12 protein-coding genes are annotated in these 17773 nt (G+C 60.4%); 9 read left to right on the top strand and 3 right to left on the bottom strand.

Features of this window, described 5'->3' with window-relative positions; all coding sequences use genetic code 11:
* Positions 1-58: 58 nt before the first annotated feature.
* From recN to P5689_RS12985, 9 genes are all read left to right on the top strand, one after another.
* Positions 59-1774 (top strand): DNA repair protein RecN, encoded by a 1716-nt coding sequence (recN, locus tag P5689_RS13025; protein WP_023977577.1) that lies wholly within the window; start codon positions 59-61, stop codon positions 1772-1774.
* Positions 1774-3828 (top strand): NAD-dependent DNA ligase LigA, encoded by a 2055-nt coding sequence (gene ligA / locus P5689_RS13020; RefSeq protein ID WP_285533487.1) that lies wholly within the window; start codon positions 1774-1776, stop codon positions 3826-3828. The genes recN and ligA overlap by 1 nt, the downstream gene beginning before the upstream one ends.
* A gap of 84 nt (positions 3829-3912) precedes the next feature.
* Positions 3913-5244 carry a hemolysin family protein gene (locus P5689_RS13015; RefSeq protein WP_205206752.1) on the top strand — a complete coding sequence of 444 codons (1332 nt, stop codon included), beginning with the start codon at positions 3913-3915 and terminating at the stop codon, positions 5242-5244.
* Between the two features lie 392 nt (positions 5245-5636).
* Complete coding sequence (locus tag P5689_RS13010) at positions 5637-7688, top strand: FUSC family protein (RefSeq protein WP_285533486.1); 2052 nt, start codon at positions 5637-5639, stop codon at positions 7686-7688.
* Positions 7689-7721: 33 nt separating this feature from the next.
* On the top strand, positions 7722-7916 hold the full coding sequence (locus tag P5689_RS13005; protein WP_023978594.1) for a DUF1656 domain-containing protein: 195 nt from the start codon (positions 7722-7724) through the stop codon (positions 7914-7916).
* A gap of 13 nt (positions 7917-7929) precedes the next feature.
* A complete protein-coding gene (locus tag P5689_RS13000; protein ID WP_285533484.1) occupies positions 7930-8877 on the top strand; it encodes an HlyD family secretion protein in 948 nt (315 codons plus the stop codon).
* A gap of 70 nt (positions 8878-8947) precedes the next feature.
* Positions 8948-9499 (top strand): nicotinamidase, encoded by a 552-nt coding sequence (locus tag P5689_RS12995; protein ID WP_285533482.1) that lies wholly within the window; start codon positions 8948-8950, stop codon positions 9497-9499.
* A 126-nt stretch (positions 9500-9625) separates the two neighbouring features.
* The gene (locus tag P5689_RS12990; protein ID WP_285533480.1) at positions 9626-11140 is read left to right on the top strand and encodes a PepSY domain-containing protein; all 1515 of its coding nucleotides are present in this window, start codon (positions 9626-9628) and stop codon (positions 11138-11140) included.
* 15 nt (positions 11141-11155) lie between these two features.
* Entirely contained in the window at positions 11156-12142 is a 987-nt protein-coding gene (locus P5689_RS12985) for a DMT family transporter (RefSeq protein ID WP_285533478.1), read from the top strand.
* A 43-nt stretch (positions 12143-12185) separates the two neighbouring features.
* On the opposite strand, the gene P5689_RS12980 is transcribed toward P5689_RS12985, so the two are convergent.
* The 3 genes from P5689_RS12980 to P5689_RS12970 form a co-directional block, all read right to left on the bottom strand.
* Complete coding sequence (locus tag P5689_RS12980) at positions 12186-12572, bottom strand: response regulator (RefSeq protein ID WP_197669055.1); 387 nt, start codon at positions 12570-12572, stop codon at positions 12186-12188.
* Positions 12569-14503: a GAF domain-containing protein gene (locus P5689_RS12975; protein WP_200863472.1), complete on the bottom strand. Its 1935-nt coding sequence runs from the start codon at positions 14501-14503 to the stop codon at positions 12569-12571. The genes P5689_RS12980 and P5689_RS12975 overlap by 4 nt, the downstream gene beginning before the upstream one ends.
* A gap of 172 nt (positions 14504-14675) precedes the next feature.
* Complete coding sequence (locus P5689_RS12970) at positions 14676-17636, bottom strand: diguanylate cyclase (RefSeq protein WP_285533475.1); 2961 nt, start codon at positions 17634-17636, stop codon at positions 14676-14678.
* Positions 17637-17773 lie beyond the last annotated feature (137 nt).

Here is a 17773-nt window from a genome sequence, read left to right as displayed (position 1 = left end):
TGGCGCGATCTGCCGCCGCCAGCGATGTTTCCAGACTGACACATCAGGACCGCCTTGCATGCTGACTCACCTCTCGATACGCGATGTCGTTCTGATCGAGAGGCTCGATCTGCCTTTTCATCCGGGACTGACGGTCCTTACGGGTGAAACCGGGGCGGGCAAGTCCATCCTTCTCGACTCCCTTGGACTGGCTCTGGGAGACCGCGCCAGCGGCGGGCTGGTCCGTGCCGGGGCAGATCAGGCTGGCGTTTCCGCCTGTTTCGATATTCCCAATGGTCACCCTGTCCATCAGCTTCTTGCCGAACAGGGCATTGCCCTTGATGACCCGCATGAACCGCTTGTGCTCCGGCGCACGGTCACTGCGGATGCGCGGTCGCGGGCCTATGTGAACGATCAGCCCATTGGCGTTGGGCTGTTGCGTCGCATCGCGGCTCTTCTGGTCGAAATCCAGGGCCAGCACGACCAGATGGGTCTGGCGGATCAGGCAACCCATCTCGATCTGCTCGACGCTTTTGGCGTGGATCGCAGTGCTCGCGAGGCCGTGGCTCGCGCCTATCGTCGCTGGATCGAACTCACAGCAGCACTCGCCGCAGCGCAGTCTGAAATGGAAGCGACGCGGCGTGAGGAGGACTGGCTGAGACAGGCAGTTGATGATCTCAGCGTTCTTGCCCCGCAGGAAGATGAGGAAGAGCAACTGGCTGCGCTGCGTATCGGCCTGCAGCAAAACGAACGACGTGGCGAGGCCATTGCAGCGGCCCTGTCCGAGCTGACACCGCGTGACCGTCGCTCTGCCACCCCCGCCGCCGCCCTGCGCAATGCCAGCCGCACGCTGGCCCGCCTGCTACCCTCCCCCGGCGACGACCCCGTTGCCCATTCCGCGCAGCAGGCCCAGGCGCAGGAGGCACTCGAGGCTCTGGAAAAAGCCGAAGAGGCGCTTGCCGAAGCTGAAACCCTGCTTTCCCGTCTCGCCGCTGATGCAGACACCGACCCCCGCCTGCTTGAGGAAACCGAAGAACGTCTGTTTGCCCTGCGTGCAGCGGGTCGCAAGCATGGTGTGGCGGTCAATGAGCTGGCCGCTCTGCTGGCGAGCCTTCAGGCCCGCCTTGAAGCGCTGGATTCAGGCAATGCCCGTATTGATCAGCTGATGGCGGAAACGCAGGCCGCGCGCGAGGTGTTTGCCACAGAAGCAGAGAAACTCAGCCAGATACGCGAGCGCGCTGCGCGTCGGCTTGAGACCGCTGTCATGGCCGAACTCAAGCCGGTCAGGCTCGAGCGCGCCAAATTCATTGTTTCGCTCACGCCACTTGCGCCGGAGGCCTGGAACCTGCGTGGCAAGGAGCAGGCGTCCTTCCTGATCGCCGCCAATCCGGGCCAACCGCCTGGCCCACTGGCCAAGGTGGCCTCGGGCGGCGAACTATCGCGCCTCATGCTGGCTCTGAAGGTCGTGCTTGCCGAACGCTCGGCCATACCCACGCTGGTTTTCGACGAAGTGGATTCCGGCGTTGGCGGGGCTACGGCCTCGTCCATCGGTGACCGCCTGCACCGTGTGGCGCAGGATGTACAGGTCCTTGTCGTCACCCACAGCCCGCAGGTTGCGGCGCGTGGCGACCAGCATCTGCGCATCAGCAAGCGTATCCGAAAGGACAGGACAGAAACCCTTGCAGAAAAACTCTCAGCCGAGGAACGCCGCGAGGAGATCGCGCGTATGCTGGCTGGCGAGACCATAACGGATGCCGCGCGTACGGCCGCTGACAGCCTGCTGGAACAAGAGTGATGACTGATACCCCCGCCCGTGAGCACGCCAGATTAGCGGCGCTCATTGCGCGCTGGAACGACGCCTATTACCGCGACGACGCCCCTGAAGTGTCAGATGCGGAATATGACGAGACCAGAAGGGCGCTTATTGCCCTTGAAGAAGCCCACCCTGACCTCAGGACTGAGGGCGGCATTGCTGAACGCATTGGTGCGGCGCCGGATAACGCCTTTGGCAAGCAGCCTCACCGCGTACCCATGCTGTCGCTCGACAACGCTTTCAATACCGAGGAATTCGAGGCTTTTGTGGCGAAAGCCGCCCGCTTCCTCGGACTGGATGCCAAGGGGGCCGATCAGCTCACTTTCGTTGCCGAGCCCAAGATCGATGGCCTGTCGATCAACCTTACCTATCTAAACGGCGAATTGCTGCGCGGGACGACACGCGGTGACGGGCTGGTGGGCGAGGACGTCACCGCCAATCTGAGAACCATTGCTGACATTCCGCAAAAGCTCGAAGGAGAGTTCCCGCAGGAGATCGAGATACGCGGCGAGATCTTCATGGCAAAGGCCGATTTCCTGTCGCTCAACGAGACAATGCAGGCACAGGGACAGAAGGTTTTTGCGAACCCGCGCAACGCTGCCGCAGGGTCACTGCGCCAGCTTGACCCCAACGTGACTGCCAGACGCCCGCTATCGCTTTTTGCCTATGCGCAGGGCTTTTCGAGCCAACGCTGTGCCGCAACACACTGGGACTGGCTGGAGCAGTTGAAACGTTGGGGCTTCCCGGTCAATCCGCTCTCAACACGCATCCGCCATGCAAGCGAGATCGCCGGTTATATCGCCAATCTCGCCCGCGAACGCTCATCCCTGCCCTATGACATCGATGGTGTCGTCTTCAAGCTGGATGATATCGACCTCCAGACCCGCCTTGGCTTCGCAGGCCGTGCACCGCGCTGGGCCATTGCATGGAAATTCCCCTCCGAGCAGGCCATCACGCGACTGGAAAAAATCGAGATACAGGTGGGGCGTACAGGTGCGCTTACCCCCACGGCCCATCTGGAGCCGGTCAATGTCGGCGGTGTCATCGTGTCACGCGCAACGCTGCATAACGAAGACGAAATTGCGCGCAAGGATGTCCGCCCCGGCGATCTGGTACGTGTGCAGCGCGCAGGCGATGTCATTCCGCAAATTCTCGGCCCTGTCCCCGAGGACAAGCCGCGTGGCCCGGCTTTCATCTTCCCGGCGCATTGTCCCGTCTGTGGCGCCCTGACAGAGCGCCCCGAAGGCGAGGCTGTACGACGCTGCACGGGCGGCTTGACCTGTGAGGCGCAGGTTGTCGAGCGCCTGATTCATTTCGTCTCCCGGCCAGCATTCGATATCGACGGGCTGGGTGAGCGCTCCATACGCGAGTTCCACGAGATCGGCCTGATCGACCGGCCCGGCGATATTTTCCGCCTGCGCGACAAGGCCAACATCATCCGTGACCGTGAAGGCTGGGGCGAGGTGTCAACGCGCAATCTGCTCAATGCCATCGAGCAGCGCCGTACCATCCCCTTCAGCCGGTTTCTCTTCGGGCTTGGCATACGGCGTATCGGCGAGCGCAATGCCCAGCTTCTGGCGCGCCATTACCAGACCTATGAAGCCTGGTTCGACGCTATGCGCGCCGCAGCCATGATCGGTTCTGACGACCGCCTTGCCCTCGGCAGCATCATGGGTATCGGCCAGAGCATCGTAGCCGATCTCCTCGCTTTTTTTGCCGAGCCTCATAATGTGGAGGCGCTGGCTGATCTAAGGGCGCAACTCACAATCGAGCCGGAATCCCGCCCCGAGGAAGGCCCGCTTTCGGGCAAGACCATCGTATTTACCGGCACTCTGCACTACATGACCCGCCCTGAAGCGAAGGCGATTGCCGAGCGCCTGGGCGCGCAGGTGAGCGATTCCGTGTCGAAAAAAACCGGATTGGTGGTGCTGGGTGAAAAAGCCGGATCGAAAGCAAAGAAAGCTGCCGAGCTTGGGCTTGAGACCTGCGACGAGGCAGGCTGGCGCGCAATCGCCGGGTTGCCGCCAGCCGGTTAAGGGCGGATACTGCGCCATGAGCCAAGAAAAACATCAAAGCAGGCTCTTCCTTTTCCAGCCCATTCAGAATGAGGAGTCAGGCACATGATGCTGCTGCTTCTGGGCCTCGCGGCCATGGTGGCAGCGATTGCCGTCTCGATCCTGATATCACTCTCCGAGATCTCCTTTGCCGCAGCGCGTGACATTCGCCTGCGCGCGCTGGCCGATCAGGGTGACGCCCGTGCGGCGGCTTTCCTCAAGCTGCGGCGTAATAGCGGACAGGTCATCACCGTCCTGCAAATCTGCCTCAATGCCGTGGGCGTGCTTGGCGGTGTAATTTCCAGTGAGCTTCTTACACCGGCCTTCAGCACGGCCCTGATCGAGGCCGGGCTGACACCAGGTGTCGCCACCAAGACGGCGGCGACGCTGGCCTTTGTGATCGTGACGGGCCTGTTTGTCCTGTTTGCCGATCTGCTGCCAAAACGTATTGCCCTGAACAATCCGGACCGTGTGGCGCTGCGTGTCGGCTGGTTCCTTACCGGCGCCCTGAGAGTGCTCTACCCCGCCGTCTGGATTTTCTCGGTGATTTCAGACTGGCTGCTCACCCTGTTGCGCATCCCGGCAGCCTCTGCCGTTGAGCCCGTTACGCCTGAGGATCTGAACGCCATGCTGGCCGCAGGTACGGCATCCGGCGTATTGCAGGAGAAAGAGCATCAGCTGATCCAGAACGTTCTGGCGCTGCAGGATCGCTCTGTCACCTCGGCCATGACCCCACGAGACGAGATCGTTTTTCTCGACGTGCAGGAGAGCCTTGAATCCCAGCGCGACAAGGTGCGTATCCGCCCGTATTCGCGCTATCCGCTCTGCGATGGCGGTCTCGATCACGTGATTGGCTCGATCCGCGCCGAGGACGTTCTGGTAGCGGTCGTGGATGAGGTGCCGGCCTACACCGATCCGAGCCAGCCCATTACCAACCAGATTTTCCGGATGCGTCGTGACACACTTTCGCTGCCCGACACGCTGAATTTGTGGGACACACTGGCGCAGTTCGACTCGCATGGTGCAGGCTTTGCGCTGATTGTGAATGAATACGGTCTGGTAGTCGGTCTTATCACCTTCAAGGACATCATGGGCGCGCTTATGGACGGACTGGCAAGCCCGTTTGAAGAGCAGGCCATTGTGCGACGTGACGCAAATTCGTGGCTTATCGACGGCGCGGCGCCCATTGGAGACGTATTCCGTGAGCTCGATATCAACCTCGACGCCGAACGCGATCTGTTTCACACAATCGGTGGTTTCGTCATGCACCGACTGCGCCGCATGGCCCGCAAGGCCGACCGGGTCGAGGCTGCGGGATACCGCTTCGAGGTCGTCGATGTGGATGGTTTCCGCATCAACCAGCTTCTCGTATCCCGTATGGCACAGGGTGACGCGTAAGCACCCTTCTCACGCATAGCCACGCCAAGTGTCGGGGATACTCGTGATATCAGGAGACAATCCGAGACGGCGGCAATCGAACGTCTCCTGACGCTTCGAGAAAGCTGGAGCGTTTCCGGAGACCCGCCTCCGGGTGATCCCCTCAGATGGTCGCCGGCTTGTCCGCGTCACGGCGTCTATCCTGACATCGCCTGACGTCATGGCGGCCTTCGATCACAGGACAGCCTGTCGATATCCTCCCAAAAGCACAAACGGCCGCCCGCAACGGGGGCACCATTACAGACCCGTATCTGACAAAGGATTTCCCGGTCTGCATCAGGCCCCTGCGTGCTTGACCTTCTGAGCCTACGGGGCGTTCCTATTGCGCGCGTCAGATTTCGGGTTGGAGGCACATGTCAGAGGGGGTGGAAACACGCATACGCTGGTGGCCCGTCCCCGCCGATCTGCCCAACCCACCCTTCCCGCCCGGCTGGATCGGTTTTTCCCTGCGCAGCTGGGCGGCAGTCTGCCTCGCCCTTGCCACCGCCTTCTGGGCGCAGCTCGACTCTCCTGCTGGTGCCGCCGTCACCGTCATGATCATTACCCAGCCCCTGCGCGGACAGGCCCTCTCCAAGGCGCTCTACCGGCTGGTTGGCACGGCACTTGGCGTGGGTGCTTCCATCCTGCTCATCGCCTGTTTCAGCCAGGATCGCGGCATGATGCTGGGTGGATGCGCGCTGTGGCTGGCAGGCTGCACCTATATCGGGTCGCTGGAACGCCATTTCCGTTCCTATGGTGCGCTGCTCGCCGGTTACACGATCGCTCTGGTCGCCATCAACGTGATCGACACACCGCAGAATGTGTTTGACGTCGCCCTTTCCCGCGCAAGCTGTGTGGCGATTGGCATCGCCTCTGTGGCCTTCGTCAACATGCTTACCGGCTCGCCCAAGGCGTGGCAGAAACTGGCGGATAGTCTTGAGGCCAAGGCGGGTCAGATCCGGGCTTTCGGACGCGATGCCATGCGGGGCGATTCCGTGCCAGATGCGATGGAGACCACCGCTATCGCAGGCGAGATTCTCTCGCTTTCGGCCCAAATTACCTATGCCCGTACCGAGATCGACCGCTCAACGCGGCGTAGCGCCGGAGCGCGTCTTGCGATTATCGGTATGCTCACCGTCCTTGGGTCGGGACGCGCCATCGCCCATATCCTGCGTCACAAGAGTGTCTCGGCTCTCGCGCATCGTCACGTGCTGGCATGGCATGAGTTACGTGAGGACAATAGCGACCGTTACGAAACGGTTGGCTCCCTGATGGACACCATGCAGGCGGAAGCACCGGATTATCACCCCGACGCCCATGATGCGCATTTTCTGGAGCGCAGCGCCGTCATGCTGAGCAACCGGCTTCATATCGCGACGGGCATCGATACGCTGCAGCACGCCACCCCGGCAGGGAACGCTCTCAAACTGGCACAGCTCGGCCAGCATGCCGATCATGTCGCCGCTTTCATCAACGCGCTACGGGTCCTGCTGGGATTCTCGATCACCGCCGGGCTTTGCATCGCCAGCGATCAGCCTGCCTCCATGGCGGCTCTGTCACAGGCCGCGCTGATCTTGACTCTGGCGTCCACCGCGCTCGACACCTCCCAATTCGGCATGGGGGCAATACTCGGCCTCTCATTGGCCGTGGCTGTGGCCATCGTCATGAATTATTTCGTGCTTCCGCATATCGCTGCTTTCGGTGCACTGGCCCTGGTCTTTCTGCCCCACACGATCTTTGCCTGCGTCATGCTGATGAACGCCCGCACAAGTGCCATCGGGTTCAATTACGGGGCGTTTTTCCCCATCATCCTCGGTCTGAGCAATCATCAGGATTACGATCCGCTCGCCTTCATCTCGCGCAATATTTTCTATCTGATCTCGGGTGTCGTTGCCTTCGTCATTCTGGTCCTGCTGTTCTCTCCCACGCCCAAAAGCCGGCGTTTTCGTATTGCTGCCTCAATCGGTCAGGATCTCGAGGCCCAGCTGCATGGAAACGGGAAACCAGCCGGGGCGCGTTTGCTCAGCCTCAAATATGACAGGCTCTCGCAATTGCTGACCTGGACAAAACGCATGGACGCGCATCGCCGCGTCAACCGCCATGTCTTTAATCGCCTGGTCATGCTGGAAGATCTCGCCACCACGCTGGCGCGGGTGCGTCATTATCTGGATGAGGCTGCGGCCTCGCCGCGCCTGCGCCTTCTCGCCACTGAAGCACATGGGCTGATCAACACCGCTTCGTTTCCCACGCTTGGTCATGCTCTGCCACAAATCAGCAACCGCTTTCTCGATATCGCACGCACGGCGCGCGATCATGAGCGCAATCTGGCCGTGCTCTGCGCGGGCAGTCTTGAGGCAGTGCGGTCCACACTTGAGGATAATCGCTCGACCTTGCGCCATTTCGGCCTGGGGCGTCGGCGATGGTAGGCGGGATTTCCACACGCGACACGGGTGATGGATATGAGTGAAGTCATCGACCTCGAAGGCGTTCTCGTCTCGGCCTTTGTCGCCAATCTGTTTCTCGCTCTCCTCACGCTGGCCATTGTGCGCTGGTGCTTCGGCCGTCTCAATCTGTGGCGTTTTTTCTGGAATCCGCCACTCGCGCAATTCGGCCTGCTTGTCTGTCTGCTTGGCCTTTATACCTGGCTTTTGTGAAGGTAATCCGCTCGTGCTCGCTCGCGCCTCCCGCCTGATCCGGTGGTTCATCACCCTGTCGATCCTTGTGGTCGCCGGGATCGTTATCGTGATCCTGTGGGATTACTATACCGCAGCCCCCTGGACCCGTAACGGGCAGGTCCGCGCGCAGGTCGTGAACATGGCGCCGCGTGTTTCAGGCGAAATTATCGAGATTCGGGTGCAGGATAACGAATTCGTGCATCGGGGCGACGTGCTCTATGTCATCGATCCTTTCGACTTCAAGGTGCGTGTCGCCTCCGCCGAAGCCAATCTGGCCGAGCGCAAGGCCGATCTCGATTTCAGGAATTCGCAGTTCCAGCGGCGTCGGATCATCCCGGGGGTTGCTGTATCGGGCGAGGAAAAACAGCAATATGCCGCCGCCGCCGCTCAAGCCCGTGCCCAGTATGATGCCGCTCAGGCAGCCCTCAGACAGGCCCGCATCGATCTGGAGCGGACGATCGTGCACAGTTCGATCGATGGCTACGTGACAAACCTGCTCATGCGGCCCGGCGATTTTGCCACAGCCGGCCATGTGAATATTCAGATCATCGATTCCGCCTCCTACTGGGTCGACGGCTATTTCGAGGAGACCAAGGTCCATAATATCGAGATTGGCGACCCTGTCCGGATGGATCTTATGGGCGGCCATCATCCCGTGTTCGGCCACGTCGAGAGCATCACCCGCGGCATTTCAAGCATGAATGCCTCGACCGCAACACAGGGCCTGCCGTCGGTGGACCCGGTCTACACATGGGTAAGGCTCGCACAGCGTATTCCAGTGCGTATCCATATCGACAAACTCCCGCCTGATTTGCATCTGGCAGCGGGCATGACAGCCACCGTCACGATTGTCTCCGAAAACGGCCACAGGCGGCACATGTCCACGAAGGACGCGCTTCATCATTTCGGGGACGACATGCGTCATGTTATCGGCCATTAGGAAAGCGGAATGATGCGATGGCACGCAGGCGCCTAGCCTTCTGGAGAAACAGGGAGCCACCGGAGTGACCATGCAAAAAGCCCTCCTCCTGATTGACGTACAGAACGATTTTCTGCCTGGCGGTGCGCTCGCCGTGCCCAATGGCGATGCGATTTTCCCGGCAATCAACACGCTCCTGTCTCTTGATTGTGCAGCCGTTATCGCCAGCCGGGACTGGCACCCGCCTGAACACTGCTCTTTCACGCCCTATGGCGGTCCCTGGCCCGTTCACTGCGTAGCAGGCACAAGAGGGGCCGATTTTTCTCCCCGCCTGAACCAGAGCCGACTCAGCCATATCGTCCATAAGGGGCTGGATATTGCCTGTGATTCCTACTCGGCCTTCTTCGATAACGATCACGTCCACGCCATCGGGCTCGAAGGCCTCCTGCGCGGGCTCGATATCGGGCAGGTCACGCTTTGCGGCCTAGCGCTCGATTACTGTGTTGCTGCAACCGCCCGGGATGCGCGGCGGCTTGGCTTCGCAACTGATATCGCGCTCTCTGGCTGTCGCGGCATTGCCCCTGACCCTGCCGCCTGCCTGACGGAACTGCGCATGCTTGGCGTGAACCTCATCGAGGCCTGAGCAGGCGGCATCGATGCAGCGCCGCACGACACAGGCGTCTTGTCAGGGCAATCACGAGGCGGCAGGTAAAAGCCGTCTTTCTTCCGTTTTTATCCGGATCAACCATGCGCCCGCGCCTCCTTCATCATGACTGATCGCGCGAAGCCGTGGCGCAAAAAAGCCGTTCGAGCGGCGTTTCTGATTCATCGCTGGCTGGGTGTTGGCCTTGGCGCGCTGATGCTTCTCTGGTGCCTGTCCGGGATGGTCATGCTCTGGAAACCCTGGCCCCAGCCAGACGAGCAGCTTGCCAGACTGGCACATGAGCCTCTCCGGTTTGATCGCCCTCCTGTGCTTCCGGATCTGCATGGTTCCTATCGGCAGTTCCGGCTGGTTATGGCCGGCTCTGTCCCGGTTTTGCAGGTCATGGACGACAAGGCAGAAAGCCGGAATTACGACCTGCGCACAGGCCAGATTCTGGGCCCTAAGGATATTTATCCCGACCCTGCCGCTCTGGCGGAGGTAGCTGGCCGCTATGCTGCGCTGGAGGGCGAAACCGTCCCACCCGTTTTCAGAGGTCTACGCCGCGTAGATCAATGGATCCTGAATACCAAAGGCCATGATGCAGGGTTCTATCGCTTCGATTTCGACAGCCCGCGCCACACGATCCTCTATCTCTCTCCGCTGACGGGCGATGTCGTACAGGCCACCACCCGCAAGACACGGTTCTGGTCATGGCTTGGCGCTATCCCCCACTGGCTGTATTTTTCACAACTGCGCCGTCACCCGGTCATCTGGTCGGACACGCTCATTGTCCTGTCAGGCCTTGGCGTCACCCTGACCACGCTCGGGCTCTGGATCGGTCTGCGCCGCTTCCGGGTCGGGCGTCGTCTCTCACCCTATCGCGGCACGCATCTCATTCATCATGCTACCGGGTCGGTGTTCGGGCTCTTCCTCCTGTCATGGATCCTGACCGGGTTTCTCAGCATGAACCCGGCGGGGCTGATGGCTCACAAGCCCTCCCCCCTCTGGATGTCCCAATGGCGCGGTACACTGCCCGCCTCGGCAGTGGAAGAGACAGTTGCGGCACTTACCCGCGTACCCCATCAGTCGTTTCGCGACATTCTTGCCCTACCCGGCGTGCATGGAACGAGACTTTTGGTGACAGACGCAGAGGGCAACCCGCAGCGGCTGGATCTGACGCTCGCTCCCTCACCCCTCACCGCGTCGGAACTTGTCGATACAATGGCTCAGACGGGCACAGCGGCTGAGGTAACGCTCTTACAGAACGATGATGCCTATTATTTTTCGACGCATCACAAACGCCGCGTCTTCCCGGTTTTTCGTCTCATCGGAAAAGACAGGGCAAGACTCTATCTCGATGCCCGGTCAGGCGAGGCGCTGCTACGTATCGACACAGCAGAAAAAGGCTCACGCTGGGTCATCTATGGTCCCCATGATCTCGATTTCTTTTCTTGGCTGCGTGAGCCAGACGCACGGCTTTGGATCATTCTGCCTCTGCTCTGCGGTGTCAGCCTGATATGCCTGTCTGGACTGTGGATCGGCGTGCAGCGCTGCCGGCATCGACGCCACAGCCCGGCGAGGCTTGACCGTGCAACACGTAACAGATCAGGAAGAAAGCCACGCCGCCATGCAAGATCGTGATGCAAGAGAGCCAAGATGACACACCCTTCCGCCACACAGCCTGACCGACAAGCCTATCCCCTGGGTATTTTATGCGGTGCAGGCGCAGGGGCCCTGTGGGGACTGGTTTTTCTCGCCCCTGAGCTGGTGCGTCATTTCTCGCCGCTTTATCTCGCTGCCGGGCGCTACCTCGCCTATGGCGTTATTGCACTGGTCCTGATTGTCGCGCGATTGCCCGCGCTATGCCGGATTCTTGCCGCTCGTGACTGGAGCACATTGTTTCGTCTCTCGTTTCTGGGGAACAGTTTCTACTATATCATGTTGTCCATGGCCGTGCAGAAGGGCGGGATTGCCCTGACTTCCCTTGTCATAGGGTTTATGCCTGTGGCCGTAACGATCATCGGCAGTCGCGACAGCGATGCCCCGCCGCTGCTCAAACTCGCGCCATCGCTGTTCTTCTGCATGATCGGCGCTTTCTGCATCGGCTGGCAGGCCCTGTTTCAGGTAGATCTGTCGCCGGGAATTCCGGGGCACAACCCTGTTCTCGGCCTTACATGCGCCTGCGCTGCACTGGCCTCCTGGACCGGCTTTGCTGTCGGGAACAGTCGCGCCCTTGCGCGCCTCGATCATGTCTCAGCACATGACTGGAACCTACTTACGGGGATCATGACCGGCGCCCAAGCTCTTGTGCTCCTTCCTGCCGCCATCCTGAGCGACCCGGCGCAGCATAGCCATCATGACTGGCTTGTTTTCTGGGCAGTTTCGGCGGGAGTGGCCTTTATCGCTTCGGTCTGTGGCAATGCCTTGTGGAACCGCATGAGCCGGTTGCTACCGCTCACCCTCACCGGGCAAATGATCCTGTTCGAGACGCTTTTTGCGCTGATCTACGGGTTTGCGTGGGAGCAGCGCTTGCCACGCCCGCTGGAGATCGGCTCCTTCGTGTTTATCATCGCCAGCGTCTTGTCATGTGTCGCCGCGCATCGTCGTCCCGCCCCAGTGGCCGTAACTGAACAGGCGATGTAATGCCTGTCCGGCTGATCCGTCAGGAAAATCACGGCGTACACTTTTAGGCGAAGAGGGTCAGGGCTTCCTTCACGCGCTGCTCGTTCAGCGGTTTGGGTAGGAATCTGGCCCGTGCCGGAAAGGTCGCGAGCTGGGGTACGCCGCGACCACTTGTCACAATAATCTCGATGGGCGGCCAGCGATCACGGACGAGGGCAGCCAGACGTAATCCGTCCATGCTGCCAGGCATGTCCACATCGGCCAGAACGATACGGATGTCAGGTCGGGTTTCCAGAACAATCAGGGCCTGATCGGCATCCGAGGCCTCCGCCACAGCGTAACCGGCTTCCTCGACCATATCCATCAGACACATGCGCTGCAGCGGCTCGTCCTCCACAACCAGTACGGTAGGGAAACCTGACGTCTTGCCCGATATCGCGTGCGCCATCATGTCCTCATGATCTTTTCTGCATCGGCCCGGAAACTGGCCGACAGACCTTCAGGCTCATAGCGCAGCGCAACGCCGCCCGTTCCAATCAAACCAAAGGAAATAAGGCGTGAGCCAAATCCGCCACGTACTGGCTTGGCGGCAGGTGGACCGTAGCGCTCCCGCCAGTTCAATACGAGTTCGCCGCCCCCGGTCTGGCACTCGATCTCCCAGTCAATCTCGATCTCGCCTTCAGGCACTGAAAGCGCCCCGTGCTTGCAGGCATTGGTGGTCATTTCGTGGATCAGAAGCGCCGTAGACATCGCCGCACGCGAGCCCAGGCGGATGACAGGCCCCGACAGGCGGCATCGCTCATCCATACTGGCATCGCGCAGGATATTGGCGATCAGATCGCCAAGATGGGCGGCGCGCTGGTCATCACCATGCAGCAGGTCATGAGCGCGCCCCAGTGACTGCAGCCGTTCATAGAAGCGCGTGGCGTCCTCTTTTGAGAGCGCATCACGCAGGGTCATTCGGGCAACCGCCTGCACCATTGCCAGCGTATTGCGCAGACGATGGGCTATCTCGCCATTGACCACTGCCTGCATCTCGTCAGCACGACGCCGCGCTATGGCCACCTCCAGACGGTCTGCCGCGTTATGCAGCCAGTGAATCTCATCCGCACCCCACTCATGCGGGTGAGAGAAATGCACCAGCATGAGTGCCACGTTGCGACCGTCCTCACGCACCGGAATATTGATCACGCCGCGCGCGCGCAGGGCCAGCCAGCCAGCACTCTCATCAGCCGTGCGCGGATCGGTCAGGATATCGTCGATCACGAGCGCTTCGCCGGCGAGAAGCGTCTCGCGCAGTCTGCCGTAATCATCAAAGCGATAACGCCCCTTGATGGAGGGCATCCCCTCTACCGCCCATCCCTCACTGACAGTCAGGGTTTCGATTTCGTGGTCGAGCTCGCCATAAGTGGCCCGATCGGCGTCGAACGCCTCACCGACAACCGCCATGGCCCGGCATATCATAACCTCGACATCCCGTTCGTCCCGCAACACATCCCCAAGCGCAATGAGGCCGGTCTGTCGCTTTTCCGCCGCGACCTGAGCGGTAATTTCCCGAAAGGTGAGTGAAAAGAAGTCCTGCCCCACAGGGTAGAACGTGCCCTCGAACCAGCGACGCAAGGTGCGTACTTCCTGTACGAAGGACACAGGGCGGTTTTCATCGACTGCCTGCGCCGCGAGGGAAATCCAGCGTGGCTCAACCCCCGGGAAGATATCGCGGCATGTCTTGTTGATGGCATCGGTTGCCGCAATGCCAAGATGGCGCTCCCAGGCCGGGTTGACATCCTGATATCGCCAGTCAAACACCTGCCCTTCCTCATCACGCATGAGTTTTGCGAGAATATAGCCCTCGTTCATGGTCTGGATGAGGCTGCGCCAATGCATCTGTGCCCGATCATGGGCCATGCTCTGACGACGCAGTTCCAGCAGATCGACCACCAGACGCGCCAGCTTTTCGAGCGATGCTCGCTGCACATCGGACAGCCCCCCTGGCTTCGGCGCCGGGTCGAACACCGCGAGCGCCCCGATTGTGCCAAACGGGGTCCGCAGAGGTACGCCCGCGTAAAACCGCAGATAAGGCGCTTCGACCACGAGCGGGTTGCGATCAGTGCGGGGATCAAGCCGGAGATCCTCGATCTCGATGATTGAGTCCGTGGCGACCACCATGCCGCAAATGGCATGGTCAAGATCAGTCTGGCAGAGGCCGATGCCCTGACGGGCCTTGAACCACTGGCGATCCCTGTCGATCAGACTCACGACGCCGGAGCGGGTTTCGCAGATCTGGCTGGCGAGCGCGACCAGATCATCATAGCCACGCTCAGGTGGCGTATCGAGAATGTCATAGGCACGCAGCCCGTGCGGTGTCGCCATCTTATCGACCATACCCGGTTCCATGCACCTCAGGTCCGGAATGCCCGCAGGATCATTCCGGCTTACGGCTTCAAGCTTGTGCGACAACTGAACTAAGCGGAAGAATGCGACCATACGGTGTTACATGCCCGATGGACAACCATTGTTTGTTTACGTTTTGGCCCCACTCGCCTCCCATCCGTGATCAGCTATTGTGAATGCGATCGCGCCCCGCGTTCTTGGCTCCATAGAGCAGCAGATCAGCGCGTTTCATAAGCGTCTTGATCGTATCACCAGCTTCAAAGCGGGTCAGCCCTGCGCTGAAGGTAACCAACCCGGTAGACCGTGAGATTTCCCAATCGGTCTTTTCATGAAAAGCCTCACGTACACCGTCGAGACGGGCTATGGCCGTCTCCAATGTCTGTGCAGGCAGAAGAATCCCGAACTCCTCCCCCCCGATACGGGCCACCATGTCAGCTGGATGGGTATGGGTCTCGAGTACGTGGGCGACCTGCCGCAGAACCTGATCCCCCGTCTGGTGGGAATAGGTATCATTGATCGCCTTGAAATGATCGATATCGACAATCGCCAGACAGAAATCAGGACCACCAGCGTTGGCCCCTGTCAGCATTTTCTCCACCGCCTCATCGAAGGCGCGACGGTTGTAAGCCCCGGTCAGGGCATCTTCACGCGCCTGTCGGGCAGTCAGGTCGATCTGGATTTCCAGACGCGCCAACAAGGCATCTTTTTCCCTCGTCTGGGCCTCAAGATCGGTCGTGCGAGACCGGATGACGCGCGCCAGACGATTTGCCTCCGCCCGGTAGCTCCAGACAATGCCCCAGTAGGACAGCGCGATGACGATGCAGAGCGCTACCGCACAGGAGACCCAGAACTGGCGACGCTGCCACCATTTGGGATCGATTACGAAGCGCACCAACGTCACAGGTCTGGGCCAGACCTGCCCTGGATGCGCAGCCGAGGTGGTGAGAGTGTAAGCGCCGGGGGGGAGCGATGTCAGTTCGAGCGTGCGCGAACGCCCGGTTGTCGTCCAGGCACTCCCTGCCCCCGTGATCGTGGTACGGAAAAGGATTTCCTTGGGTGCGATATAGCTTGGTGCCGTGTAGCGTATGGTCAGGTTATGGCGCGACGGTACATGCAAAACGTCCCCCTTGCGCAGATCATGGATATCGCGCCCGTCCAGAGCCACGCCATCGAGTGCGACAGGGGGTGGGGGTGGTTTGACGAGAAATTTGTCGAAGCTGTTCGTGTCGGTTCTGGCGAGACCGATGGCCGTTGCGATCCAGAGCGTTCCATCACGTGCAAGCGCGGCACTGGGCTGCGCGCTTCCGCTGGCCTGACTGCTGCTGAGCCCGTTGGTTTCATCCAGCTGTATATAACTCAGGGCCTTTCGTCTGCCATCGGCCACGGCCTCCAGATCTGTCAGCGCGATGCGGAAGAGGCCCCGATTGCTGGTGAGCCAGAGATAACCCCTGTTATCCCGAATCAGGGTAAACACTGAGTCGACAGGCAGCCCGGCATCACGCCCGATATGGGTCATTCTCCCCTGACGATAGCGATAGAGCCCACGATCAGTGGTCAGCCAGAGATCGTCACCAATGGCAACGAAGCCGAAAATCGTGTGGGCCCCATCGACCCCGCTGAAGCGTATGGCACGCACCTTGCTGTCACGGATGACCCGCACACCATCGAGCGTTCCGATCCAGAGCGTATCACCCTTGGTGAAAATGGCAGTGATCAAGCCATTCAGTGCCTTGGATGCCGCGTATCGCTCTACTTTGTCACCCGGCATCAGTCGGAACAAGCCGCGCTGTGTCCCGACAATCAGGCTATGACTACCGTCAAAAGCCAGCGCGCGCACATTGCCTGCAGGCAGGCCGCTTGCGCTGTCCAGATGGCGTATGGTTCCATCCGGCGCTACGGCAAAAAGCCCGTCTGCATAGGTGCCGAGCCAGACCGTGCCGTCATTATCCTCGATACTCGACAGCACCTCAGGCTGATGCCCGGAACGCGTCGGCAGATACATGGTCTCGGGCGAATCACCGTTGATGATACGCGACACTCCACCATCCGTGCCGACCCATAATGCACCGGTATGATCCTCCATAACAGTGCGCACGAAATCACCCGACAACCCGTTATGTCGGCGCAGACTGCTGAAGGGTGTTTCCTGCAGCCGGAACAATCCGGCATTGGTGCCAACCCAGATCGACCCCTCTGTATCCTCGGCTAGATACAGGATACGTCCGCCCGTAGGGTCGAGCGTGTCAGGCATGACCTCCACCCTGTTCCCGCTGAGGCGCAGCAACCCGTGATCCTCGGTGCCTACCCAGAGCGAGCCATGCCGGTCCTGAAGCAGTGCGGTAACCCGTCCCTGATCCCTCAGATCATAGGCCAGACGAGGCTTGTTATCGGTGATGGAGAATATGCGGCTGTCCGAGACAATCCAGAATGTGCCATCTGGCGCGTGATAGGGCCATGACAACCCATGGGGCAGGCCCCATGACGCCGGAGGCTGGCGTACACGGCCATCCTTGTCGCGTATGATGATACCGCTATAGGTACCGAGCCACAGGGAATCCGAGGCATCGAACGCCATGTTGCGATAGATGCTTGAAAGCGGCTCGTTATGCCCCGGCGTCAGATAATGAAACCTGCCGGAATGGGACATGGTGCCCAGACCGTGATTTTCGTAAAGCATCCAGACATCATCGTGCCTGTCCACTTTCATCGACTGGACGATTGTCGAGGGCGCACTGGCCTCATGCGGCCAGAAATGCCAGCTGCCATCGCTGTCATGACGACCAACATCACCACGGGAGTCGCTGAACCACATATCGCCCACGGCATCGAGAGTCAGCGCGCCAATTCCGTTATCGGGCAGCGCGGGATCACTGCCGCGGTTCTGCACGTGAAAATCCAGCCCGTCATAGGAGACGAGACCCTCCCATGTCGCAAACCACATGCGGCCATCAGGTGTCTGAACGATGTCGCGTATGGAATTCTGCGGCAGTCCGTCCTGTGTGGTCCAATGCTTGATGGCGTAATTGCCCAGCGAGGAAACGTCGTCACTGGACGCTGCATGAGCCGAAAAGGCAGGCAAGGCGAGCATTGCCAGACTGCACAGCCCGGCCCGAATCTCGCTCACCCCGGAAACTCGATCGCGCCTGCGTGTAGGAGAGGCAGATTTGTACGGGACCTCAGCCAAGACATGAACACCCGCATGGGCCGGGCCATGAGGGCAATACCTTGCATCGGGTCGTTCGGTCTGTCTGATCGTCGGGC

The organism is Asaia sp. HumB, assembly GCF_030263835.1.
In the GTDB taxonomy this organism is placed as follows: domain Bacteria; phylum Pseudomonadota; class Alphaproteobacteria; order Acetobacterales; family Acetobacteraceae; genus Asaia; species Asaia bogorensis.
This window is presented reverse-complemented; position numbering and strand designations above follow the sequence as displayed.